This is a genomic window from Sedimentibacter sp. MB35-C1 (assembly GCF_030913635.1).
Lineage (GTDB): Bacteria > Bacillota > Clostridia > Tissierellales > Sedimentibacteraceae > Sedimentibacter.
The window spans coordinates 72,531-96,561 of the sequence record NZ_CP133188.1 but is presented as its reverse complement, the minus strand read 5'-3'; the positions used below and the strand labels follow the sequence as shown (position 1 = coordinate 96,561).

Annotated in this window: 20 protein-coding genes and 1 other annotated feature; of the genes, 11 read left to right on the top strand and 9 right to left on the bottom strand. The window is 35.5% G+C overall.

Going from position 1 to position 24,031, the window contains the following annotated elements:
• The first annotated feature begins 154 nt into the window (after window positions 1–154).
• From RBQ61_RS00470 to RBQ61_RS00460, 3 genes are all read left to right on the top strand, one after another.
• Window positions 155–712 carry a DUF3841 domain-containing protein gene (locus RBQ61_RS00470; protein WP_308138592.1) on the top strand — a complete coding sequence of 186 codons (558 nt, stop codon included), beginning with the start codon at window positions 155–157 and terminating at the stop codon, window positions 710–712.
• Window positions 688–1,272, top strand: a complete 585-nt coding sequence (locus RBQ61_RS00465) for a DUF3841 domain-containing protein (protein WP_308138591.1) — start codon at window positions 688–690, stop codon at window positions 1,270–1,272. Before RBQ61_RS00470 ends, RBQ61_RS00465 begins: the two co-directional genes overlap by 25 nt.
• Before the next feature lie 118 nt (window positions 1,273–1,390).
• Window positions 1,391–1,927, top strand: a complete 537-nt coding sequence (locus RBQ61_RS00460; protein WP_308138590.1) for a hypothetical protein — start codon at window positions 1,391–1,393, stop codon at window positions 1,925–1,927.
• 55 nt (window positions 1,928–1,982) lie between these two features.
• On the opposite strand, the gene RBQ61_RS00455 is transcribed toward RBQ61_RS00460, so the two are convergent.
• Together RBQ61_RS00455 and RBQ61_RS00450 are read right to left on the bottom strand one after the other, a co-directional pair.
• Window positions 1,983–2,297, bottom strand: coding sequence for an LPS biosynthesis protein (locus RBQ61_RS00455; protein ID WP_308138589.1), 315 nt, complete (start codon window positions 2,295–2,297; stop codon window positions 1,983–1,985).
• 72 nt (window positions 2,298–2,369) lie between these two features.
• Entirely contained in the window at window positions 2,370–2,717 is a 348-nt protein-coding gene (locus tag RBQ61_RS00450) for a helix-turn-helix transcriptional regulator (protein ID WP_308138588.1), read from the bottom strand.
• A 284-nt stretch (window positions 2,718–3,001) separates the two neighbouring features.
• Here RBQ61_RS00450 and RBQ61_RS00445 point away from each other — a divergent pair, with 284 nt between their 5' ends.
• Both RBQ61_RS00445 and RBQ61_RS00440 read left to right on the top strand, forming a co-directional pair.
• The gene (locus tag RBQ61_RS00445; protein WP_308138587.1) at window positions 3,002–3,595 is read left to right on the top strand and encodes a TetR/AcrR family transcriptional regulator; all 594 of its coding nucleotides are present in this window, start codon (window positions 3,002–3,004) and stop codon (window positions 3,593–3,595) included.
• 63 nt (window positions 3,596–3,658) lie between these two features.
• On the top strand, window positions 3,659–11,854 hold the full coding sequence (locus tag RBQ61_RS00440) for an S-layer homology domain-containing protein (RefSeq protein ID WP_308138586.1): 8,196 nt from the start codon (window positions 3,659–3,661) through the stop codon (window positions 11,852–11,854).
• Window positions 11,855–11,993: 139 nt separating this feature from the next.
• Here RBQ61_RS00440 and ilvN read toward each other — a convergent pair whose 3' ends face one another.
• Both ilvN and ilvB read right to left on the bottom strand, forming a co-directional pair.
• Window positions 11,994–12,473: an acetolactate synthase small subunit gene (ilvN, locus tag RBQ61_RS00435; RefSeq protein ID WP_308138585.1), complete on the bottom strand. Its 480-nt coding sequence runs from the start codon at window positions 12,471–12,473 to the stop codon at window positions 11,994–11,996.
• Window positions 12,466–14,118, bottom strand: coding sequence for a biosynthetic-type acetolactate synthase large subunit (gene ilvB, locus RBQ61_RS00430; RefSeq protein ID WP_308138584.1), 1,653 nt, complete (start codon window positions 14,116–14,118; stop codon window positions 12,466–12,468). The genes ilvN and ilvB overlap by 8 nt, the downstream gene beginning before the upstream one ends.
• A 69-nt stretch (window positions 14,119–14,187) precedes the next feature.
• Window positions 14,188–14,390, bottom strand: a binding site (T-box leader).
• A gap of 226 nt (window positions 14,391–14,616) precedes the next feature.
• Between ilvB and RBQ61_RS00425 the strand changes: the two genes are divergently transcribed.
• From RBQ61_RS00425 to RBQ61_RS00415, 3 genes are all read left to right on the top strand, one after another.
• Window positions 14,617–15,333 carry a B3/4 domain-containing protein gene (locus RBQ61_RS00425; RefSeq protein WP_308138583.1) on the top strand — a complete coding sequence of 239 codons (717 nt, stop codon included), beginning with the start codon at window positions 14,617–14,619 and terminating at the stop codon, window positions 15,331–15,333.
• Between the two features lie 16 nt (window positions 15,334–15,349).
• Window positions 15,350–15,790 (top strand): DUF3788 domain-containing protein, encoded by a 441-nt coding sequence (locus RBQ61_RS00420; protein ID WP_308138582.1) that lies wholly within the window; start codon window positions 15,350–15,352, stop codon window positions 15,788–15,790.
• A 195-nt stretch (window positions 15,791–15,985) separates the two neighbouring features.
• Window positions 15,986–17,626 (top strand): tetratricopeptide repeat-containing diguanylate cyclase, encoded by a 1,641-nt coding sequence (locus tag RBQ61_RS00415; RefSeq protein ID WP_308138581.1) that lies wholly within the window; start codon window positions 15,986–15,988, stop codon window positions 17,624–17,626.
• A gap of 103 nt (window positions 17,627–17,729) precedes the next feature.
• Here the strand turns inward: RBQ61_RS00415 and RBQ61_RS00410 are convergent, their stop codons facing one another.
• A complete protein-coding gene (locus RBQ61_RS00410; RefSeq protein ID WP_308138580.1) occupies window positions 17,730–18,416 on the bottom strand; it encodes a DUF3298 and DUF4163 domain-containing protein in 687 nt (228 codons plus the stop codon).
• A 181-nt stretch (window positions 18,417–18,597) separates the two neighbouring features.
• Between RBQ61_RS00410 and RBQ61_RS00405 the strand changes: the two genes are divergently transcribed.
• Complete coding sequence (locus tag RBQ61_RS00405; RefSeq protein WP_308138579.1) at window positions 18,598–19,476, top strand: YitT family protein; 879 nt, start codon at window positions 18,598–18,600, stop codon at window positions 19,474–19,476.
• A 101-nt stretch (window positions 19,477–19,577) separates the two neighbouring features.
• Here RBQ61_RS00405 and RBQ61_RS00400 read toward each other — a convergent pair whose 3' ends face one another.
• From RBQ61_RS00400 to RBQ61_RS00385, 4 genes are all read right to left on the bottom strand, one after another.
• On the bottom strand, window positions 19,578–19,940 hold the full coding sequence (locus RBQ61_RS00400; protein ID WP_308138578.1) for a NifB/NifX family molybdenum-iron cluster-binding protein: 363 nt from the start codon (window positions 19,938–19,940) through the stop codon (window positions 19,578–19,580).
• 106 nt (window positions 19,941–20,046) lie between these two features.
• The gene (locus RBQ61_RS00395; RefSeq protein ID WP_308140073.1) at window positions 20,047–20,685 is read right to left on the bottom strand and encodes a cupin domain-containing protein; all 639 of its coding nucleotides are present in this window, start codon (window positions 20,683–20,685) and stop codon (window positions 20,047–20,049) included.
• A 57-nt stretch (window positions 20,686–20,742) separates the two neighbouring features.
• Complete coding sequence (locus RBQ61_RS00390) at window positions 20,743–20,919, bottom strand: hypothetical protein (protein WP_308138577.1); 177 nt, start codon at window positions 20,917–20,919, stop codon at window positions 20,743–20,745.
• A gap of 99 nt (window positions 20,920–21,018) precedes the next feature.
• Window positions 21,019–22,377, bottom strand: coding sequence for an MATE family efflux transporter (locus tag RBQ61_RS00385; protein ID WP_308138576.1), 1,359 nt, complete (start codon window positions 22,375–22,377; stop codon window positions 21,019–21,021).
• Window positions 22,378–22,515: 138 nt separating this feature from the next.
• Between RBQ61_RS00385 and RBQ61_RS00380 the strand changes: the two genes are divergently transcribed.
• On the top strand, window positions 22,516–22,833 hold the full coding sequence (locus RBQ61_RS00380) for a CC/Se motif family (seleno)protein (RefSeq protein WP_308138575.1): 318 nt from the start codon (window positions 22,516–22,518) through the stop codon (window positions 22,831–22,833).
• An 8-nt stretch (window positions 22,834–22,841) separates the two neighbouring features.
• The gene (locus RBQ61_RS00375) at window positions 22,842–24,026 is read left to right on the top strand and encodes a DNA polymerase IV (protein WP_308138574.1); all 1,185 of its coding nucleotides are present in this window, start codon (window positions 22,842–22,844) and stop codon (window positions 24,024–24,026) included.
• The last annotated feature ends 5 nt before the right edge of the window (window positions 24,027–24,031 follow it).

Below are 24,031 nucleotides of genomic sequence, written 5' to 3'. Positions count from 1 at the left end.
TTGTAGTAATATATTAAATACACTTTAAATTTATGCATAAATAATTATTGATTTTATGGACTTCTTAATATTATAGTTGTACCTTGAATCATTGACGCCTATTCTATTGTTTGTTATAATATTATCAATTAATGTTGCTGGAAGGAGTGTATACATGGGAAGCAAGGTAAGGGTATGGACGAAGCAAAATGCTAATATTTTAGGTGATTTAGATAAAAATGGACGCTATATTGTGAAAAGGGAATACATACAGCAGAAGATGGAGGACCACGCACAGCTATACTTTGATGTTTATAATTGGTATCGCAAGGCAGCTGAAGAAATTGCGCCTGTGCCTGATGATGCGGAATATCCTATTTGGGTATCTTTAAAGGAAAGCGAAAAAATACCGAACAGTGAAGGAAATGTATTGCTGGAAATTGAAGTGAATGAAGAAGATCTTATTACAGTAGATATTGAAAAATGGGGACGAATTGTAAATTATGGCTATATACCAAAAGACAGGGCTGATCAGAGGGAGCACGACAAGATGCTTAGCAGCTACGGAACAAACGATTGTTCAGCATATATGTCACCGTTTTTTCCGATAATTAAGAAAAAAATTATAAAAAGCTGGGACAGGATTTTTGATGAAAGTATTACCTTAAGCCCTGTTCGTGTAGGAACATTATGGGAGTTGAAAAAAGAATGGATAACAAAGATAGAAAAGTAACTCTTTATACTATACAAACCGAAAACGTTTTAGAACAATTGAAAAAAAATGGACACCATACCGCAAAAATGAAATTCATTAAAGAAAAGTACGGCGAAGTTGCCACGACATTTGTTGATGCTTACAAATGGTATGTATCAAATGCTGAGAAAATTGTTTCCAGACCCGTTGAAGCAGAGTCGGCTGTTTGGGGATATGGTGATCCGAAATACATTGAGAAGCATAGCGGGTGTCAAATTTTGCAGCTTCATGTACCCGTGGAAAAGGTAGTATTTTTTAGAATGATTGACTGGAACAAGCGCTTGAATTTACGATATATAGGAAAAAACCAACAAGAAGAAGATTCATATAATCAAAAGCTTGTTCAGCATGGAGTGGACTATGAAGGAAATGTGTTCCTTACACCGTTTTATCCTCAGCTGAAAGGCGAACTGACAAGAAGCTGGAATAACTTGTTTCGCTATGACAATCTTGTCAAGGATCAGGGAGACTTACTATTTCCTGATATGCAGGCAGGATTTTGGTGCCTGGAATGGGAATGGGTTCAAAAAATACTTTGAGAATTGACAATTATAGATGTCTATATGTTAGTACCAGAACATTCTTTAAATGGATGGTTATAAGTACAGCATCAATTTATACGGGCAATACATAGTCTAATATGTGGAGAAAGAGAACATGGTTACAAAATTTTTGCTTACTGGGAAGATTTACAAATACATTAGCTATTTCATATGTTGCATTTTGGTTGCATTTCTTATTATAAGTCTGTCGGCTTGCACCTATTCTTCAAAATCTGAAGTTGAAACTGTTCGCATAACTAAACAAATTGGCGATGAAATTGCTCTAGAAACATTTGATTTAAAAATAAGAGGTGCCGAAGAAGACAAGTTAATCAGCTCATATTACGGTTCAACGGCGTATGCGACAGATGGGTTTAAATTTGTATTAGTTGTATTAGAACTTAAGAATACAACAGATAAAGAGTTTGAATATATACCTGATTTGAAACTGGAAGATAAAAGCGGTCGTGAATTTTATCCGTATCCTAACACTATTGGAAATATAAACAACCATATTGAAAAAAGAAAATTATCACCGGGTATAAGTGAAATAGGCTACCTTATTTACGAAATATATGAAGACTGCGAGAGCTATAGTATTATTGCGTCTAATGAAGAAAAAAATGAACGATATGAAGTCAACATAAAATAAAAATATGTAAACATATTTAAAAGGCTTAAGGGAAATCCTTAAACCTTTTTTGTTATTATTCAATCACATCCTCAGGAAGGCTTGTTTTAAAACTGTGTTCTGTCAATGCTGAAAGATTTTCTATTCTTTCATTAATTATGTTTCTGAAGCAGTTCGGTAGATGATCTCCGTGAGCTCTGTGTATTGCAACGCATTCAATGCATTTGCCGTGATATTTGCAAGGCTCCTTACAACTACAATGATCTTCTTTTCCAAGACTTTCTTTTACTTCTGCAACAAATTCATCTTGAAGTTTTTTGTAAAGAGAACGATCTCCTCTTCTGTGCGCTTCTAAAGCTTCTTTTTCTTTCGGGTTGTTATCGATTATCATTAAACGCCCTCCAATTATTAATAATTTATTATATTATAGCACAATATAATATTTATTTTATTATAAAATTTTTTACTTTTTTGATGGATTCTTTTCATTCTCACAGTATTGGTGATCACCCGTAAGATGCTGGAGGCAGCCCTTGCGCTCAATATCGCAGGAGACTAGCTTGGTTATTTTCTGAGAGACTTTTATAAGTAAATTTTTATTTACATCATAATGAGTGTAGTAACCTCTTTTTTCACCTGATACGATACCTGCATTTCTCAATACTTTAAGGTGCTGAGAAACAGCAGCTTCCGATATATTAAGTTGACGTGCAAGCGCTCCTACGCAAAAATCATACTCAATCAGAAGTTCTATAATTTTTAAACGGTTTTCATCTGAAATTGCCTTCATAATATTCAAAAAATTATCCATTTAGTTTATATCCGCCTTATTTTGTAAAGTTAAACAATGTTTGTTTAATAAATAAAAAACGGCTGTGCTTGTTATGAACAGCTTGTTTACTAAATAGAATACAGCTTAAAATATCATATGTCAAGTTGTACAAATGATATATAAATAATTGCATGATTAATTGATTAAGTTTATCTTTTGGGGTTTCTGTACGCAAAAGTAGTTGACATTACTATCTTCAAAGTATACAATATTTGCACAGACTATAGTCTGTGACTTTGGTCTGTATAAAAAGGAGGAAAAATTTGAATAAGAGAACAAAACAAGCAAATGAAACTAAAAAAAGGATTATTGATTGTGCAAGAAAACTTTTTGCCGAAAAAGGGTACAACAGTGTAACAGTAGACGAGATAATCAAGGAAGCAAATTCATCAAAAGGTGGGTTTTATACTCACTTTAAAACAAAGGAAAGTTTGATTTCCGGCATGATTCCATTTGCTGACGAGGCTTACGAAAAATTTGCTCAGACAGATAGAAAATGTAAAGACACTATGGAAAAAATATTTTCCCTAATTAATTTTGTTTTTTATTTTATGGAAAACGAAGTTGGACTTGAATTTCTTTCAGTTATGTATTCGTCACAGATTAAGGATCTAAATACAGAGCGTTTTATCATTTCGCCGGAAAGGGAATATTATAAACAGCTCAGAGTCTTGATTGAGGAAGCCAAGATAAAAAAAGAGATTACCGATGAATTGGAAACAGAAGAAATTATGTCATTTTTAACAACATGTATACGTGGAGTGTTATATGACTGGTGCTTGAAAAAAGGAATGTTTCAGCTTTCATCATATGGTATGAGGCTGGTTAATATGGTGCTTAACCAAATGAAGCCTTAGCTCTGAAGTTTTGATAATGTTATGCGGATTATTTTATGGAGGGAAATATCAATGAGGTGTAACATGAAACAAGTTAATCGAATTATAAGTTTTATTTTGTCCATGTGTATTTTTATCAGCTCACTCCCAGTATATGCGTACAGTGAAAACGATTACGAAAGTGGAGGCGATCAATCGTATGTTCCGCAATCTGAGTATGAAGCATCATTAAATTCTCTGTTTAATCAGATTAACACAAGAGGAATAGCAGTTTATTCAGATGTAAGTGAAAGTTATTCAATATCTCCATCAGATATAGATTTTGATACCAGGGTTACATATGAAATAAATAATCCCATATATGCGGATTATGAAACAGAAAAGACAGCTGTGATAAAATTTAAGCTGAGCAATTCAAGCTATAAAACTGTTTCATTTGATTATGAAGTATATCCTGGCAGTGCATTGGAGTCTGAGCATTTTAACGGTGCTGTAACAGGCTCTGTTATTTTTGAGGCCGGAGAAACTGAAAAACACTTAAATATAAATATTGAAAAGCTTGTAAATAACCCTGAATCTGAAATTCCACTAAAGTCAAGCGCAGGAGAATTTTGGTGCGGAGACAGGATTTTTTATATATGCTGTTCCAATATAAAAAATGCATTATTCGAAGAAGATTCTGAGTGCATGACAGTACCTGTGAAAATAAAAAATAATTTTGATTTTAGACAAAGCTATAACAGGGCAAAGAATGTCTACATGGCTGATATTTCTAAAATACAAAATGCGCTGGTTTTTCCAGATATTCCAGGCAAGTATAAAAATACTGGGGATGATATATGCATAACAACTGGTACAGCTATAGCTGGTGATGTAAGAACTATGATAGATACAGGAATATTCACTCACCTTAACTTAATGCATGGATACTTTCTTAACGACGAAGAGGCGTTCGGAGATGTCAAATTTATTATGAAAAGGGACTATATATGGGGTTCAGAGACTGCCTTGGAAAAAAATATTTTCGTTGGCGGAAAAGATAGAATTAATTTTGAATTGGAGAATGTTCCTATATTAGAATTAGGGCTTGGACCGGAAGCTGAAGCAAACGGCATTATCAGATCACTTGGCATAGCTTTTGACTATTCATATCTTACAGATGATATATATACCGTTTTTTGTGACCAGGACGATAATTATCTTCAAAATCAAATGAACTTTGAAGATAAGGTAAAACCTTATCCTGTGCGTGTCGGTGCACCGGAAGGAGAATTTGCCTTGGGAGAGAAGGTACCGCTTACGGTTACTTATAACGAACCTATTTTGACAGACAATATTAGTATAAAAGCAAATGGTGTATTATTGTACCCTGAGGAAGATAACGGTACAGTTTCGGAAACTGTAAGTTTTTTATATAATATGGGCGATGATTTTGAAGGAACTATAGTTATAGCAGAAATATACGGCTCCACTGATGTTTCAGGAAAAGAACAAGAGGACAGTGAATCAAACATTTATGAAATCACAACTGTATCTCTTAAGCCATACAGTTTGGGAGAGCTGTTTTCATACTGCTCGGAAACATCCATAGATATAAATCAGACAGGCAATATAAATGCACATGCTGAGATAAAAATATCCGTAAAGAAAAATAAAGAAATGGTTTTTTTTCTCAATGAACACAGGCAGGAGGATGGGCTGATAGATATAATTAAGGCAAGAGTTGTAGGGAGTGACGGAAATGCAATTGACGTTCCTTTTTATAGCATAAAAGAAGATGCCTTCGTGTCAGAATTCAGAGGTGAATTTGAAGCTCCTGCTAACATTTCCAGTACTGATATAGAATATGTCGCTGAGATATACTTTGACGAAAACGCAGCAAATGAGTTTATTATGCTGTATTCACTGTCAAAGAAGTACACTGTACCTCATATTGTTTATATTGATGATGAAACCGATTTTGAGATTATATACACTGGCTGGCCTGATGGAAATAAAATATCTTCCGGCAGTGAAGATGCAATTTCATTAGGCTGCAATATAAAAAATGATGCTACATGGCAGAAGCCGGAGGATTTTAAGTGGTCAAGCAGCGATGATACAATTGCTTCTATTACCACATCCGGAGCAATTTCCCTTACAGGGAAGGCAGGAAGCGTAAAATTCGGCTTGACTGCCATGAATGCGGGGCTGCCAGGCAAACAGTTTACTATATACACTGATATTTTGGAAGTTGTTGATACAAATTCAGCATTTTTAAATATTAGTGGATGGTCAAAAAATATTGAAGCGATAAAAGGGAATGATGTAAGGATTTATTATTCTACCAACATAATGTCAAGGAACGATGAACTTGGTGAAACAGAAACGGCAACTGAATATTTTTATGATCTGTACGAGGCAGTGTATGACGGAGATGAGCTTAGCAAGGGAAATCATGTATTTCACAATATTTCGAGCTTGACTGATGCTGAATCTGTTTTTTGCTATACCGTGGATAAGCAGTATCTTTCAGAAATATCCTCAAGGGATAAGTACAGCTACATACTTGAAATATCAGCAAGGGATTTGAAAACAGGCATATTGTTCTCAGCTGCAGCTAACATTCGCGTGAAAAGTCTCCCTGCAAGAGCAGTTTTAAGCAAGCCGGATAATTTTTATGTTACGGACGATCAAAATTTAAGTATAAAATTTGATATTGAAAATAAAAACCCTTCAACAGAAGCTTATCTTTCTGTAACGAGAAACGATGAAATGACTCCAGTATTTTATACGGATAATGCTGATGATTCCGGGAAAGAGTTAAATATAAGCATAAGAGCTGTTGACAGTGCGAGGCTATATGATACCTATACCGTATCGCTTAAGGCAAGAAATGAGCTCGACGAAAGCAGCTCCTATGATTCATATATTCTGTATGTTTATAATTCAGAAGCTTTTAAAATAGCTATTGATGGAAAAAACAGAGAAAGCTTTTTCATTAGTGCGGAAGAGTTTTCTAATATGACAAGTGAAGAAATACTGGACCTTAACAGGAATATATTATTAAATTATGATATAAATCTGAACTATGTCCAATGCAAGTGGAGTAAAATTCTAGATAAAATAGTATGGTCCGTGGGTGATGAAAGCAAAATATCGCTGAAATACAAAAATGGAGGTGTGATTAACAGTGTAGACTATGGCGTTTCGCTGCCTCCTGATACTAAGCTGCAGCTTGAAGGAATATCAGAAGGAGAATCATATGTTACAGCAACACATGTTCTTACTGGAACGGAATCAAGAGTTGATGTTACTGTTGATGAGCTTCGGGATAAATTATTCCTATTTCAAGTTTACCCTGTGCAAAAAAGTCAGGTGTCCTACAGAAATGGGGAAGGATACCTTAAAACGGCTTATACCGATAGCAGCGGAAGAATTGCTATTTATGAAGAAAGCGGAATTAAGGGTGATGTAGAGTTTAGTCCTGAGCAAAGCGAATTGTACGACAAATACATACTTAGAGGTGATGTTCTTAAGGCAAAGCAGGAAGAATCAAATTATAACGGCCTCTACGTACAGAACAATATTATGTTTAATCGTTCTGAGCGTGTAGTTATGTTTAATGTGTATGTTTCAAATTATAATAAAGATGACGGATACAGCGGAGATATATTAATCAAGGGAGGTGTATACAGGAATGGCATATATTGTCCCAATGCCAAAATTAACGGAAAAGACGGAAGAGAGGAACAGCTTGTAAATGCTCCTGACTCCATTTGTACATTAAATTTAGATCCGTCGGAATTTATTAACGAAATTGAAACAGATCCGATTACTCCAGATGACAAGATAGAATATGTATTCGAAATTAATATTCCCGAAGGTTCTTGCAGTCCTGTATTTATGAAGATAGGCAGCGAAAGAGCATACTCTTATAAATATAACGGTGTTATATTCGGTGACATTGTTTTATTAAGAAACAATTATGATTCAAGAATTGAAAACGGATTTAATATATTAAGCCAAAGAGTTGTGATAGAAGGAAATGAACAGGTAGTTCCCAATAATGTAATAATAGAGGATGAGCTAAAGGAAATCTCCTTAAATACGGAAATTATGTACAAGGGAGATTTTGACAGCAGCTATGAGGTGAAATTTGAAGATAAAACGGATAACGGTAAGAAGTATTTAACGAATACCGAAGTTGAGTCACATGAATTTTCTGATACTGTATTAATAAAAAGCGAGTTTGATTTGCAGCAGTATGCTACTAATTTGGAAAAGGGTGAAGAAGGAATCCTCGGCATGCAAATTACCGTAAAGAGTAAAAGCGGGCTGGATATTATAAACCTTCCCACAAACTACAAGGTAAATCAGTTCAGTGGCATTGTCGGGCTGGATACACTGGAAGCAGGAGAACTTAAGGAAATTAGCAGCGAAGTTATCAATTCTACTAAAGGACCATCATTGCTTGGGTCAGGCGGAAAAAGCTCATATATTGGGGTAAACCTGGATTTTTTAAGTGAATATTCTACGGAATCCAAAACTGCCAGACTTGAAATCATGCCTACGGATAATCCTCTTGTATTAAGAGGAGTCATAAAGATTTCTGTAGGAGATCTGAGCAAATACGTTAAGTCAGGCGTGTACAGTAAAGATGAAGGAGCATCACTTCAGTACAACTATATGCCTGCTTACAGCGATTTTTGGAACAATCATATGTGGGACAGCAAAATTTTTATGGAGATATACAAAGGAGGTTACGGCTCTAACAAAAAAATGTACGGCGGCGGCGCATACCTGGACTGTGAGATAATTTACGATATTGATGACCATGAATGGAAAATCGTCATATTGAAGTCATTCATTCATATAGGCGGAGCATATCATTATAAGCATGTTTATAACACTTGGATAGGATTAGTTCCTGTGACGGCAGAGTTTTTAGCCGGAGGAGAGGGCATGGTAGGTTTAAAGACAATATTGAGTGAAGACAGATCAGACAGAATATATATTACTGAGCTTCAGCCTTCTATTTATATCAGAGGATTCGGCGGTATAGGCAGGGATTATGATGTTGTAAGCCTAAAAGCCGGACCTTATGGCAAGACAGAGCTTGATCAGCGGTATTTATGGCTGAATAGTGAAAAAAAGAACAGCAACGGACAAAGGATAACCGTTAAAGGTGAAGTTGGAATAGAATATGAAATAAAGCTGATTATTGCTACTATCGACGGTTCTTTTGAAATAGGTGAAGTAAACAAGACATGGACATACAATGATTATAACAATATAAACAGGATATACAATTCCTCCTACTCTTCTGCAGGATTAAATAAGCTCTTTAGAAGCAGTGATGTGCCTTCACTTGCGTCAACACCATCCCAAGATGAAAGTGCTACTTTTGAAGGAAGAGGATATTTGAAAAATGACAGACAGTGGAATGTACAAAATACAATGGCAAGGGGGGTTTCTGCAGAGGATATAACAGCTATGCAGACTAATGCTTACCCATATTCAAATCCTGTTGTTACGTCTGACGGAGAGCTGATGGTATATATATCTGATATGAATAGTGAGGATATAAAAGATATGTCAGTGTGTTTTTCTAAAAAATCAGGAGGATTGTTTCCAGAAGGTGATGAGATAGATAGTTCCGGTTATGCGGATACGGATGCGGATGTTGACGGGACAGCGGACGGAGCGGCAGCTGCATGGACTCGTGTTATCAATGACGAGGTGTATAGTGAAGGTAGTGAGGCTTCAGCTTCAGATATTCAAGAAATGATGGCAGGAACTGAAATTATGGGTGCAATATATGACGGCTCTGGTTTTACTACAACTCGCCTCACAAATAATTCTGTACCAGATATGTCTCCTGCAGTGGCTTCAAACGGAGTTAACGCAATAGTTGCTTGGAGAAGCCTGTATGCCGGAGATATTAGCAATCCGCTAGATTTTGACGGCAGAAATAATATTATGTATCGCATATTTGACGGAAGTAATTGGAGTGAAGAAAAATGTCTTTTTGACGGAAGTGTTGACAATGTGGTAGGCATTAGTGCAAAGATGCTGTCCGATGGCATCTCAGCAATTACATATGAAGTTAAAATCAAAGAAACAGAAAATACTGAAATTTATTGTGCTGTAATTGACGAGACCGGAAATATTGTAAATAATATCAGAATCACAAACAATGATCACAGAGATGAAAGTCCTCGTATTACATCCGCAATATTCCCCGATGGTAAGGAACGATTTATTGTGGGATGGAATCCAAGACATGCCGATGAGCCTGAAGAACGAAGTACTATAAGAATGGCTTCTGTTGACGGAAAAGGAAGAGCATACGTGCAATTTGAAAGTGAGATTGAAGCTTCCGATACTGCAGATTACAGTAGCTTTAAATTTACTGATGGTGCCGAAAGGTTAGAGGATTTATCTGTTGTATGGGTGCAGCCTGACTTTGATTCGGAAGAATATAATTATTCGTTGTGGGGAAGGAAATTCATTGAGGATGATGAAGGAAGCATAACAATATCTCCTGAAGTTAAACTTTTGGAGCTTGATAAAAGTAACATAGTTGATTTTTTCGATTCATATGTAGATAGTAGCGGAAAAATAAACTTCACACTTCAAATAACAGATTACGGTACTAAAAATGAAAGCAGCAAGCTGGCATATGCATCTGCTGCATATAGTAACAAATTGACTGTTAATGAAATATATTATTCTAATAAAGAGATTCTGCCCGGTACGAAAATGCCTATTATGTTCAGGCTCTATAACAGGGGAATAGAGCCGGTGGAAGGCATAAGTATAAATCTTGGAGGAGATGTTTACGAATCCAGAGAGTACAATTATATTATGCCAGGCGAATACAAGGATATCAATTTTATTTATTCAGTTCCGGAGACCATTGAAAATCCGGACTATACGATAAAAGCAGAATACTCGTCAACTTCGGACATAATATCGGGCACCATTAAAATGGATGTCCCAGATGTAGAAATATATGGAATAGATATAGAAAAGGAATTTGAAAGAGAGCGTTTATTAAGCGTATTTCTGCATAACGATACATTTTCTGAGCTGACCGAGGGAAGACATGTAATAAAGCTTAATGCATATGATACACCTGATTTTAGCCGTATGCCTATTGCTTCCTTGACAATCTCCGATTCAGAGAGCTTTGATATAATTAACGGCGGATTGCTGAAAAAAAATATTATGCTAGATGAAGATTCGCTTATGGGCATATTGAAAGACGGAGAAATACCGGATGAAGGTGTAAGAATATTTTTTGATGCAGTACTGGAGGAAGACGGAAAAATTATCGAGGATGCAGATGCAACAAACAATTATGATTATGTTACAATAAGAAGCCTGATAGAAAAAAATACGGAAAAAGTTTCTCTGACAAGCATGATGAACTCAGAGAACGGCCATACCCGCATTTATGTTGAAGCATTAAATAATTCCTTTAAAAAAATATCAGGAGGAAATATTATTGTAAAATTAAAAGATGCGGACGAAAAGATAATTGCTTCAAAACAGCTTTACGATTCAGGTGCCGGAGAATTGTCCATAGAAGGTGAAAGCATATATATAGCGTCATTTGATTTTAGCCAACAAGGTGCCTCCTTTGATGCGGTATATACAAATGATAATTCCGGAGAAGGTGAAGACAGCGGTAACGGTTCGCAGGACAAAGCAAAAGATAAAGATCAGGAATATCCTGTGGAATATATAAATCCTTTTAAAGACGTAATGGAAACAGACTGGTATTATGAAGCAATTAAATTTGTCGTGGAAAACGGTCTGATGATAGGTACGGAGACTAACATGTTTGGACCCGGCATGCCAGTTTCAAGAGGGATGCTTGCAACGGTACTTTACAGGATGGAAGGTAAACCTGCTGTCGGCAATTCTTCTTTCATTGATATTGAAAAAGGGGAATATTATACTGATGCAGTGGCGTGGGCTCATGAAAGCAAAATTGTAAACGGTATAAATGAAATAAGGTTCGGCCCGAATGAAGGAATAACACGTGAGCAGTTTGCATCCATGCTTTACAGATATGCTATGTATAAAAAATATAGTATAGGAATAAGCGCAGATTTATCTAAATATTCAGACAGCAGTGCAATTTCTGAATATGCTGTATCTGCAATACAATGGGCAGTCGGTAATGGCATAATAAAAGGAAGAGAGGACGCGCTTCTTGCTCCGATGGAAGGTACAACAAGAGCTGAAATGGCAGAAATGCTGCGTAGATTCATGGCATTGTATAAATAGCTAAAAATAAGAGATAGCTTTGATATGCTCCTCATGTAATGGACGGTTTTAATAACAAAAACTATACATTGCAAGAGGAGCATATTTTAATGTCAGGAGGCAGAAAAAATTAACCAGTTAGAAAATGCTTGGATTCTAATTATCCTCTTTCTAAAGCTGTGGGACCCGTCCTTGTCATTTCAAGAATTCCATATGGCTTCAGCAGTTCAAAGAAGGCATTGTTCTTTTCCTCATCACCGGATATTGATATAATCATTGTTTTTTTGCTCACATCAATTATGCTGGCTCTGAATATATCAACAATCTGTATGATTTCCCCACGCTTTGTCCCTGAATTAACTTTTACCATCATCAGTTCCCTTTGTACGGAATCCTCTTTTGACAAATTGGTTATTTTGATTACATTTATGAGCTTGTGAAGCTGCTTTGTGATTTGCTCTATAATATAGCTGTCACCGGTAACGGCAACTGTAATTCTTGAAATGCCGGAATCCTGAGTTTCAGCTACGTTCAGGCTGTCAATATTGTAGCCTCTTCTGGTGAAAAGACCTGCTACTTTACTGAGAGTTCCGGAATAGTTTTCTACGAGGATTGATAAAATAACTTTTTCATTATTCATAGTTTTCGCCTCCCATGTGCGGAACTGAAGGTATGTCAGGATCAACTATACATTCTAAAATAAATGGTTCATTATCTTTAAATATTTCCTGTATTGCATGATCTGCTTCGCTGTCGTCTGCTATTTTCATTCCTTTGATTCCATAAGCATCCGCTAGTTTCATAAAATTTGGATTAAAGCCAAGGTCAATTCCAAAAAAAGAGTTCTCGTTGTATGCGTTTTTTTGCAGCTCTCTTACCATCCCCAGCTTCTTGTTGTTAAATATAATAAATTTTACGCCCGCACTATATTCTTTTGCAGTTGCAAGATCGCTCATAAGCATTTGAAATCCGCCGTCTCCCATTGAAGCTACAACTTTTTTCCTGGGAGCTGCCAGCTTTGCACCTATTGAAGAGGGAAGACTGTATCCCATTGTTCCCAAACCTCCGGAAGTTAGGAATTTTTTGTTTTTGCCTGCTATAAAGCTGTGCGCGGCCCATATTTGGTTAACCCCTACATCTGCAACCCATATGCTTCCATTTTCCATGAAACTTGATATTTTGTTTATAAGAAGTTTTGGGTTCAGAGATGCTTTTTTAGCAAAAAGTTTTTTAAGATAATTTTTACGCCTTGTCTGTACATCCTTCAGCCAGTCTGCGGTATCTAATTTGTAGCTGTATTCCAGGAGGCTGTTGAGAGTTTCTTTTGCGTCTCCAACTACAGGAATTCGTGTTTCAAAATTTTTGCCTATTTCCGCAGGGTCAATATCAATATGTATTATATTTTGCCTGTGGTTGCTTTTTTCCATCATAAAAGTAGTGCGGTCAGCAAAACGCGCTCCGATAACAATAAGCAGATCAGATTCATTTATCATTTTGTTTGCAAAAGGGTATCCGTGTGAGCCTATGAGCCCGGCAAAATACGGACTGTCATTATCAAAAGAATCGATTCCCATGAGGGAGCAAACAACAGGTATTTTGCATTTTTCAACGAATAATTCCAGTTCCTCCATAGCGTTTCCTGACCTTACGCCTCCACCTATGCATATTACAGGTTTATGAGATTTATTTATCATATCCGCAGCTCTTTTGACCTGCCTAGGATTACCGATAAATGTAGGTTTATATCCACGTATATTTATCTCTTGAGGATATATGAAATCTATTGTTTTTTCCTGAACATCCCTTGGAATATCAATGAGTACCGGACCTTTCCTTCCTGTAGATGCTATATAAAAGGCTTCTTTTATAACTCTGGGGAGCTCATTTGCATCTTTCACCAGGTAGCTGTTTTTTGTAAAAGATTCAGTTGCCCCTATTATATCAGCTTCCTGAAACATGTCTCTGCCTATGCTGTTTGAACTGACCTGCCCTGTAATAACTACAAGAGGTATAGAATCCATGTACGCTGTTGCTATGCCGGTTATTAAATTAGTTGCTCCGGGGCCTGATGTTGCAATACATACGCCGGTTTTGTTCAAAGCTCGTCCATATCCGCTTGCCATGTGAGCCGCAGACTGCTCCTGGCGTACTAGCACATGTTTTATATTTGAATTTCTCAGGGCTTCATAAAGCGGAAGGACTGCGCCACCCGGATATCCAAAAATAACATCTGTGTTTTCTATTTCAAAACATTTTACAATTGCTTCTGCTGCTTTAATTTTCATGCAAACACTTCCTTTCGTCATAAATTCGGTATAAAAAATATAGGTATAAAAAAAGCAGGCGTTTTCATAACAAAGGACGAAAAAACCCGCGATACCACCTTAATTCCATATAGGCACTTGATACTGTAACGGTGAATCCGTTTAACTCTACTGCTATTTCAAGTTAAAAGCTCAAAAGCTACCTTCGATATACATTGCTTGCAGAACTTGCAGCACGGGGTTCTGCTCTCTAAAAAGCTTTATATACCTACTCTCTTTTTCATAGCCGATTATTTAATTATTACTTATAATAATCAGATGATGTACATTTGTCAATAATAATTTTAAAAATATTAAAAATATATTTTTATCCCAATAAATATATATTTTGTAATTATTGTATATATATGATAGATAAAATCGTTGCCATATTAACGTAATAAGTGTATATTAATAAGTAGATGTTAATAAAGAAGTACGTAATAACAGATTGTTAATTATGTGAAAGGAGAAACACAAATGAGTAAATTTATAATAGCAGAAGAATTTTGGGAAGTATTTCCTGATGTAGAAATTGCTGTGGTTTTGGCTAAGGGAATTAACAACAGCGAAGAAGCTGCCGAAGATGTCAGGCCTGATATTATAGAAATGCTGGAAAATAGCAATAAAGAGGCAAAAAAATATCTGACAGAAGGGGTCTTCAGTGAAAACAAAGCCATTTCTGTTTGGAGGAAAGCATATCAAAAATTTAAAACCAAAAAAGGAGTGCGCTGCTCTATCGAAGCATTGCTTAAGCGGGTTGATAAAGGAACGGAAGTGGGTACGCTTAATCCTCTTGTAGACATATACAATTCTGTTTCGCTGAAGTACGGACTGCCCTGCGGTGGAGAAGACATTGACACTTTCAAGGGAGATTTGCTTTTGACAAAGGCGACCGGAGAAGAGCTTTTTTTGGCTCTCGGAGATGAAGAATACAGCAATGCCCTGCCCGGAGAAATTGTTTATAAAGATGATGAAGGAGTTGTTTGCAGGTGCTGGAACTGGCGCGACGGGCAACGTACAATGCTCACTGAAGATACACGCAATGCGTTTCTTATTATCGAATCGGTTGATGCGGATAGAAAAGATGATTTGAGAAATGCGGCAGAGGCGCTTGCAGAGCTTACGACAAGGTATTTGGGCGGAACTGCCCAGATTACATACATGGATATATCGAACAAAGAATTAGAAATTTAGAATGGAAGGAATTGTTATGGAATGGAGTAAATTATTCGATATAAGCAGTATGCCTTCTATGGAAGATATAAAATGCTATATAGGTAAATCGAAACCTATATGGAATGAACTCATTTCATTTATTGAAGATACATATAAGGTAAGCTGCCAAATGTCATACAGCAAATGCTCATTACAACCGGGATGGAATGTAAAATATAAAAAGAGCGGAAAATCTCTATGTACGCTTTATCCTATGAAAGATTATTTTATTGCTCTGGTTGTAGTAGGAGTAAAAGAAGATGATGAGGCGAAAGCAGCTATAGAGGCAGGAATGATTACAGATTATGTTGCTAATTTATATAATAAAGCTGCATTTTCTGCCGGCGGCCGATGGCTTATGATAGAGGTGAGGGGCGCTGAGCAGTTAAGTGATATTGAGACACTTATAAAAATCAGGGTAAAACCAAAAAAATAAGATAAAAAAGGAGTGTGCAATGATTGTTTTATGGTGCATTTCTTTTTTATTTAAATGACATGAAACCGGCGTAGAAATATTAATATGACTGTGCCACATGAGAAAAAAGGTAAATGGTAGTTTATATTAATTTATGGAAAATATGAACGATTTACAGTATAATATTTAGAGTACTTTTAACATTAGGGGACTTAAATGAAGAAAACAATAACAGATGAAATTTATAAAAAATTAAAAGAAGCAAAGCACTTATCTGCAGTTAATCCTGATAAATCATATGAAATAAGCTTTGAAGCTTATACTATGTCCAGAAAACATAACCTTAAAATTGAAGAAGGATATGCTTTAACAAGTATGGCTTTTGCATACAGAGCAAAGTCTAAAATAAATAACATGCTTGAATGTTCACTGAAGGCATTGGAAATATTTGAAGAGGAAGAAGATATTTCAGGTCAGGCAAAAGCATCGAATATAATTGGTATTGCTTATTTTTACAGTTCAATGTATGAGGATGCTTTAAAATATTTTTTACGAACAAAGGAACTTTACTCAAATATTAAGGATGATTTTTTATTCAGCTGTGTTTTAAATAATATTGGTGAAGTATACCGGGAATCAGGAATATATAATAAAGCGCTGGAATATTACTTTGAAGCTTTGGAGGTTACTTCTGAAAAAGAATATATTTTAAACACCGCTTCGATTTACAGCAACATAGGAGAGATATATTATGCAGAGGAAAAGTATTATTATGCGTTGAAGTATTTTACTAAAAGTTACGATATACTTATAAATAAAAATGATATGGTTACCTTGGGAGAAGTCGAAAATAAACTGGGTAAGGTTTATTTTAATATTGGAAATCACATTATGGCTGAGGAGTATTTTATATACTCTTTGAGCAGATTAGATAATTTAGACAATAAATACTACGCAATAGATGTACTGGTAAGTATTGCAGGACTAAATCTGGAAAGGGATATAGATAAATCTTTGTATTACTACGATAAAGCGTTGAATTATGCAGAAAGTCTTGGGGCAAAGAAAAAGTTGTGTGATGTGTATAAATTAATTTCTCAACTTTATGAAAAGAAGAATAATTATAAGACCGCTCTTTTATATTATAAAAAATATGATCGGATAGGAAAAGAAATCAGTGCTCTTAATTTAGGCAATAAACTCGAAATATTAAGAATAGAGCTTGGGCATTATAAGGATAACGACAAATTTGAGAATGTAAAGAAAAGACTTGAAAATGAAATATTAAAACAAAGGGCTGAACTAGAAAAAACAAAAGAATCTAATGAAATATTAGAAAAAAAAGCTTATGAAGATGAGCTTTCGGGAATACCGAACAGAAGGGCGATAAGCAGACATATCAGCAGCATGTGGCAGAGCTGCAAGAAAAATAGCGAAGAAGTGATATTGTTAATGATTGATATAGATAATTTTAAGAGATATAACGATTTCTGGGGGCATTCGAAGGGCGATGAATGCCTGAAGAAAGTGGCCGTGTGCATTAATGAAATAAAGGAAGCTAAAAAAGAGATATTTGGAAGATACGGCGGAGAAGAATTTGTTTATTTTGCAAAAGGCTTAAATTGTGAGCAAGCCTTAGAATTAGGAAATTTAATTAGAGAAGAAGTTGAAAAACTTGGGATGCACTATATCTTTGACGATGAAATAAAAATAACGACTATAAGTGTTGGCGGAGTGCTGGGAAGAGCCTCAGACATTAATTCTTTTGAAAAACTGCTTGAAGAATCTGACAAGCAGCTGTACAGAGCAAAAGAAGCCGGCAGAAATAAGACTTTTATTAAATGCCTCTCAGAATAATTGCCGACTAGCACGTCAAACATTTTTTCCTCTAATTTGTATAATGAAGTGTCTATAGACGATATAAAAAACGGAGCATGACTCCGTTTTTTTAAGCTAAACTTTAAAATGAACATCTCGGATACCATTGAATTTCTGAATATGGAATTGTAAATTGGACAATTCCCGTTGAATATGGAGCTATGTCATATTGTTGATAATATAATGTCAGTCCTTCTGGTGTCAGATAAAAACTGTTTTCATTGAAATTTTTGACTATTAGGCTTTCGTATTCGCCAAAGTAAATGCCGGGGTTTTGTCTTAAATTTTGTCCGGCCTGTGCTATAATTTTGTCAGTAAGAAAATATTTGTAATCTGTGCCGGGTCTGAATAAGTTGCATAGCTCAATTAACATACTGCTGCATAGTTCCCAGGTATGCGAGCTTCTTACAGTGTTTCCGTGAGCGCCTCCCGTAAATTCGTACTTGTCATAATACATGCTTAGAAAGCAGTTCTCATTATACGTAACTGTGTATTCCATATAGGCTTCATAAGTATGAAACGGAAAATCATTTTTTTTAGAATCATGATAAAAATTGACGGCCTGCTTATACAGATATCCGGCATAACGCATATATTCTCTGACGTCCGTTGATATTTGATTATTGATAACTATCTCAGAGTGAGGATTGTACATCATATTTACAACCGGGTACTTGATGGTAAGTTTCAGAACTTCAACATCGTTATATCTGAATGTGCGTTCATATTTTTTCATGCTGATGTCTGCCATAAAGCAGTTATTTTTCATTTACATCCCTCCTGCTATATAATATGTTTTATCTGCACAATGTTTCTTGTTAATACAATTGGGTATTGCAAGTGCTAAAAGTTTTTTAACTTATGCAGTATATTACTGTTGTTGAACAGAGGATAATGATGTATAATTACTTGCGATTGTAATCGCTATCAAAATATGGCTTGGGGGATGTATGAAAAGAAATGTTATTATGAACCTGCTTGGTAATATTATTTATTTAATTGCAGGGTGTTTTGTCACAGCATTTTCCGTTAATTATATACTTAAACCGAACGGGCTTATTACCAGCGGAATAACAGGCCTGTCAATAATTATGGAAAAATATATTAATATAAACTACTCCTATATTTATTATTTTATAACATTTTTTATACTTATTGTGGCATTTTTGCTCATGGGCAAAAAAGAGGTTATGAAAATAGCATCTGTATCAATTCTATATCCCACTATATTATTAGGGATGCAATCTATTGAATTCAAATTTGTGGAAAATGACCTGCTTCTTGCAACAATATATTTTTCGATTTTTTACGGAATAGGAGTTGGGATGATATTAAGGCGAGGATTTTCCTTTGGGGGAACCGATACAATTTCTAGAATTTTGAATAGAAAAATATTTCCTTCTATCAGTGTCAGCTATATTATGCTTGCTCTTGATGGAGTGATAATTATTATATCTGGATTTGTATTCGGAAGAAATATTGCATTATATTCTGTTATAAGCCAAATTATTGTTACTAAAATATGCGATTATGTAATAGTAGGATTAGGAACAAAACTTTACAAACTGGAAATAATAAGCTGCAAGCATGAAGAAATAGGAGATTACATCATGTTTAAAATTGGCAGGGGAATTACAATATATAATACAAAGGGCGGCTACACCAAAAAGGAAAAAATTCAGATAGAATCGGTGTGCTCACCAAGCCAGTCCGTAAAAATACAGAAATTTATAAAAGAAACAGATCCGGAAGCCTTTGTAAAAGTTCTTCCTATGATTTCTGTATGGGGGAGAGGGAGCAGATTTATCAATATTAATGCAAAGGAATGATCGTATTGAATCGTTCGTATACTTTAAACATAATAAACAGACAGCATAAAAAATCTTATGCTGTCTGTTTTTGTTTGAATAAAATTTTATATCCGATAATATTAATGGCTGCAATCATGCCCGTGTTCGTGACATGATTCTCCTGAGTCGTTAAGCTTTCCTTCAAGCCAACTCATAGCTACGCTCTTAACATCTCCGGAGCATCCTCTTAAGACTTCAATACCTGCACTGTGTAAAACATTTACAGCACCGTCTCCCATATTTCCGGCAAGCATTACTTTTACGCCTGCTTCGGATAGAACTTGCGCAATATTTGATTTGCATCCGCATCCTGCAGGCGAGTTTATAATTTCTTCGGATAATATTTGTTTTTTATCTTTATCAACAGTATAAACTGTGTAATACTCACAATGTCCAAAATGAGAATCAATTTTATTTTGTCTAGATGGTAATGCGATTTTCATAATAACCTCCATTTTAATAATATTAATATAATTTTTGACATATGTTAACAATTAATATTAATACTGTATTTATCATTTGTCAATAATTAATTGACCCAATTTCTTGCTAATGATTATATTCTTCGGCTTCTTCAGCTTCGGCTTTAGTTCTTTGCACGGTTCCGTGCGGATGGTTCGGCGGGGCATATATGGAGTAAATTTTTAAAGGCTCAGCTCCTGTATTAATAAGATTGTGCCATTTTCCTGCAGGTACTACGAAGATGTAATCATCATACACTTCCTCTATAAATTCATCAAGTTCTCCGGTGCTTCCCATTCTAATAATTCCCTCACCTTGTTCAACTCTTATGAACTGATCCACGTCCGGATGCATTTCCAAGCCTATATCTTCTCCGGGTTCAATGCTCATTAAAGTAATTTGGAGATGATCTCCTGTCCAAAGGGAAGTGCGGTAGTCATTATTTTGTAAAACAGCGTCTCTTATATTGACAGCAAATGGTTCGGGTCCATAGTCTATGAGACCGATGGTATAATGGTTGGCTTCTTGCAGTCTGTAATCAGTGCCTGAGACATATTTTTCAGAAGGATATAAATTATTTGGATATCTTTTCATATAGTATTCGGTGTACATTGGATAAAAATATTGGTAATGATTCATCCTTCTTAAATCATACATAGGGTTTGAGCCATAGCAGGGTCTATTCAAGTAATTTGCACGGGGATATTTATTATAAGTGTTGTACATTATTTTTCCTTCCTTTCCTATCTTATAACAATATCTTATGCACATAAACATCATTTGCTAATATTTGTTAATCATATCCTTAAATTTATCAGGTTTTTTATATTTTTTCTTTTCGAGTTCTATAAATTTTTTTACCTCTCTGTTCGAGGTTGGTTCTGCTTTCATTTGATCTATAAACTGTTTGGCTTCAGTTTGCAGTAGTAAATCTACTTCATTATCTGGATGTATAGTCATAGTGTTCTCCTTTCAATTATGAAAAATTCCTCTTAAATTATGCTTTGACACCATATAATAAGAATATGTAGATTTATTATAACTATACTATTTATTGCTTTAATCAATTTTTTTCGCTGATAAATTTCTTGATGCAAACTTGAACCACACGAATAGAGTTATCCCTTTTATTATGGAAGACATGCTGACACTGAACCATACGCCGGATAAGCCCATTGCAGTAGAGCTTAAAATTATTGCGGCAGGTATTCTAAGTGCATTTAAAATAACCCCGTTAATTGTTGGAGGCAGTGTTTTTCCAAGGCCGTTAAATGCGCCTGTTGTTCCTATTTCAATGCTCATGAAAAATTGAGATGCTCCGAGTATTCTTAAATAGGTTATGCCTTCTCTTATTGCCTGTGGATCATCGGGAACAAATATGGTGAACAGTAACTCTGCTGCAAAAATTAGAAGCAAGGTTGAAAGTATTCCGATTCCTCCAAGTATTTGTATTCCTTGTTTGTATCCTTCCTTAATGCGCTCTATTTTTCCGGCTCCGTAGTTTTGTCCGGTAAATGCCGAAATTGCAGCTGAAAATCCGTCAGCTGTCATCCATGTTATGGATTCTATATTTGACCCTATGCTTTGAACTGCTACGGCAACCGGGCCAAACCCGGCAACAATTTTTGTTATAAACATATTTATGAATGCATGAATGCCTGTTTGAAGAAAAGGCGGAATTCCAATGTTTACTATTTTGCATATAAAATTAATATCAGGCTTCTCAAAAAGTTTTACATGTGAATACAGATTGTTGTTGAGTTTTCCTGTTATGAGGAAGATGATTGTTACAAAAATCTGTGACATTATGGTTGCAAGTGCCGCTCCGTTTATCCCCAGTTTTGGAAGGGGGCCCAGTCCGAATATAAGGATGGGATCAATTATTATATTTGCAATCAAACCTATGGTGTTTATTTTAAAAGGAGTGAGACTGTTTCCGGAGCTATTTAAAATTGCCGAGAAAATAGGATTTAAAAAGTGGAAAGTGATTCCTGTGCCTATGATTGCCAGATAGTTTACTGCCATTTCAATTACATCTTTGTCATCCAGATTAAAAAACGCTATAAGCTGATGTCTGAAACTAAACAAAATCAAGGAGTATAGTACTGCTATAAAGAAATCAAGCTGAAATCCGTTTGTTATAAATTTCTTGGCATTTTCCACGTCATTTCTTCCGAGACACTGTGCTACATTTACTCCTACACCTACCTGAGAAATTAAAATTAATGCAGCTCCAAACCACATGAAAAAACCTGCCGTTCCAGCGGCTGCAACTGCACCGGTGCTAACTCTGCCCAGCCATATTATATCAGTAAGATTATATGCCATTTGAATAAAGCCTGTTCCCATTATAGGAAGAGCAAGCTTAACTAATGTGTACCTTATGCTTCCTTCTGTTAAATTTATTCTGCTGCTCATAAAAATCCTTTCTCAATTGAATATATTCTTAGTTTAACTTAAAAGTAATCTTTGTACAAGCTGATAAATTTTGGATTTTAATTTGCATATCTAAAATTTATGATATAATAGATAAAATATTAAAAAAAGGATGTATGTATGGAAACAAAATACGATAAAATCAAGATAACTGAGAAAGCTTTGAAGTATCTCGAGAAAAAAGGAAAAGCATCCATTGTAATCGAGTTTCCGGGATACAGAACTAACGGAGACTTTGCAGTTGTTCCCGTTCCAGAGGTGTTTGCAAAAAAGCCAAAATCTGCAGAAGAGTACAATAAGGTGAATATTGATGGAATAGATGTCTATGTTTCAAAAACCGTATACATGCCTGAAGATAATGATGTTGTAATTGATGTTGAATCATTTTTTAAGATTGGTTTCCTTACAATGTCAGGATTCGGAACAGATTCACAGTAGGTGATAATTTGGATAGAGTAGTTTTTTTAGTTGATATGAATGCTTTTTTTATAAGCTGCGAACAAACCAGACATCCTGAAATCACAGGAAAACCTGCAGCTGTGGCAGGTGATCCCGAAAACAGATCGGGAATAATTCTAACAGCAAATTATGAGGCAAGAAAACGCGGAATCAAAACAACTATGATTCTCAAGGATGCTTACAAACTTTGCCCTGAATTAGTTGTAATTCCTCCGGATCATGGTTTCTACCACCAGAAATCAAGAGAAGTAATGGAGATTTTGTCATCATTTACGCCTGTCATAGAACAAAACAGTATCGATGAGGCCTGGCTTGATATGACTGGATGCGGAGGGATTTTTGGCGAGCCACGTGAGGCGGCTGAAAAAATTATGCGCAGAATTAATAACGAATTAAATCTATGGTGCTCTATCGGAATTTCTGAAAATAAATTTTTAGCAAAAATGGCATCGGAAATGAAGAAACCTCATGGCATTACCGAACTTTGGATAAAGGACATAAAGGAAAAAATGTGGCCTTTACCTGTAGGAAGTATGTATGGTGTCGGTAAGAAGACAGCCTTTAAACTTCAGGGTATGGGAATATACACAATTATGAATCTAGCTGTGTTTGACAGAGAATACCTTGTAAAAAAACTTGGTAAAATGGGTTTAGAGATTTCACTTTTGGCTAACGGAATAGACCTATCACCAGTCAAATGCAACTCGGACGGAGACATGAAATCAATTGGAAGATCCACTACTCTTCCTCATGATACAACTGATATGGAATATATAAAGGCTGTATTATTTGAGCTTTCGGACAGTGTGGGTATGACGGCACGCAGTCATGCAAAAAAAGGACGTACCGTACAAATAAGCATAAAGTATTCTGATTTTAAAAGTATTACAAGGCAGATGACGGTTCTGGCTACATGTCTGGTAAGAGATATATATTCTGCCGGGGTAAAGCTTTTTGAAAAAAACTGGAATCGCGAACCCATACGGCTTATAGGAATAAGTCTCAGCGGATTTGAAAATTATGAATCAGAACAAATATCGTTGTTTGATGTGTGTGAAGACAGCAGAGACATGAATTCAAACAAAACAGATATGATAGAAAAAACTATTTACGATATACGTAAAAAGTATGGTGCATCTATTATTAAGCCCGGAGCAATAATTGATAAGTAAGGTGT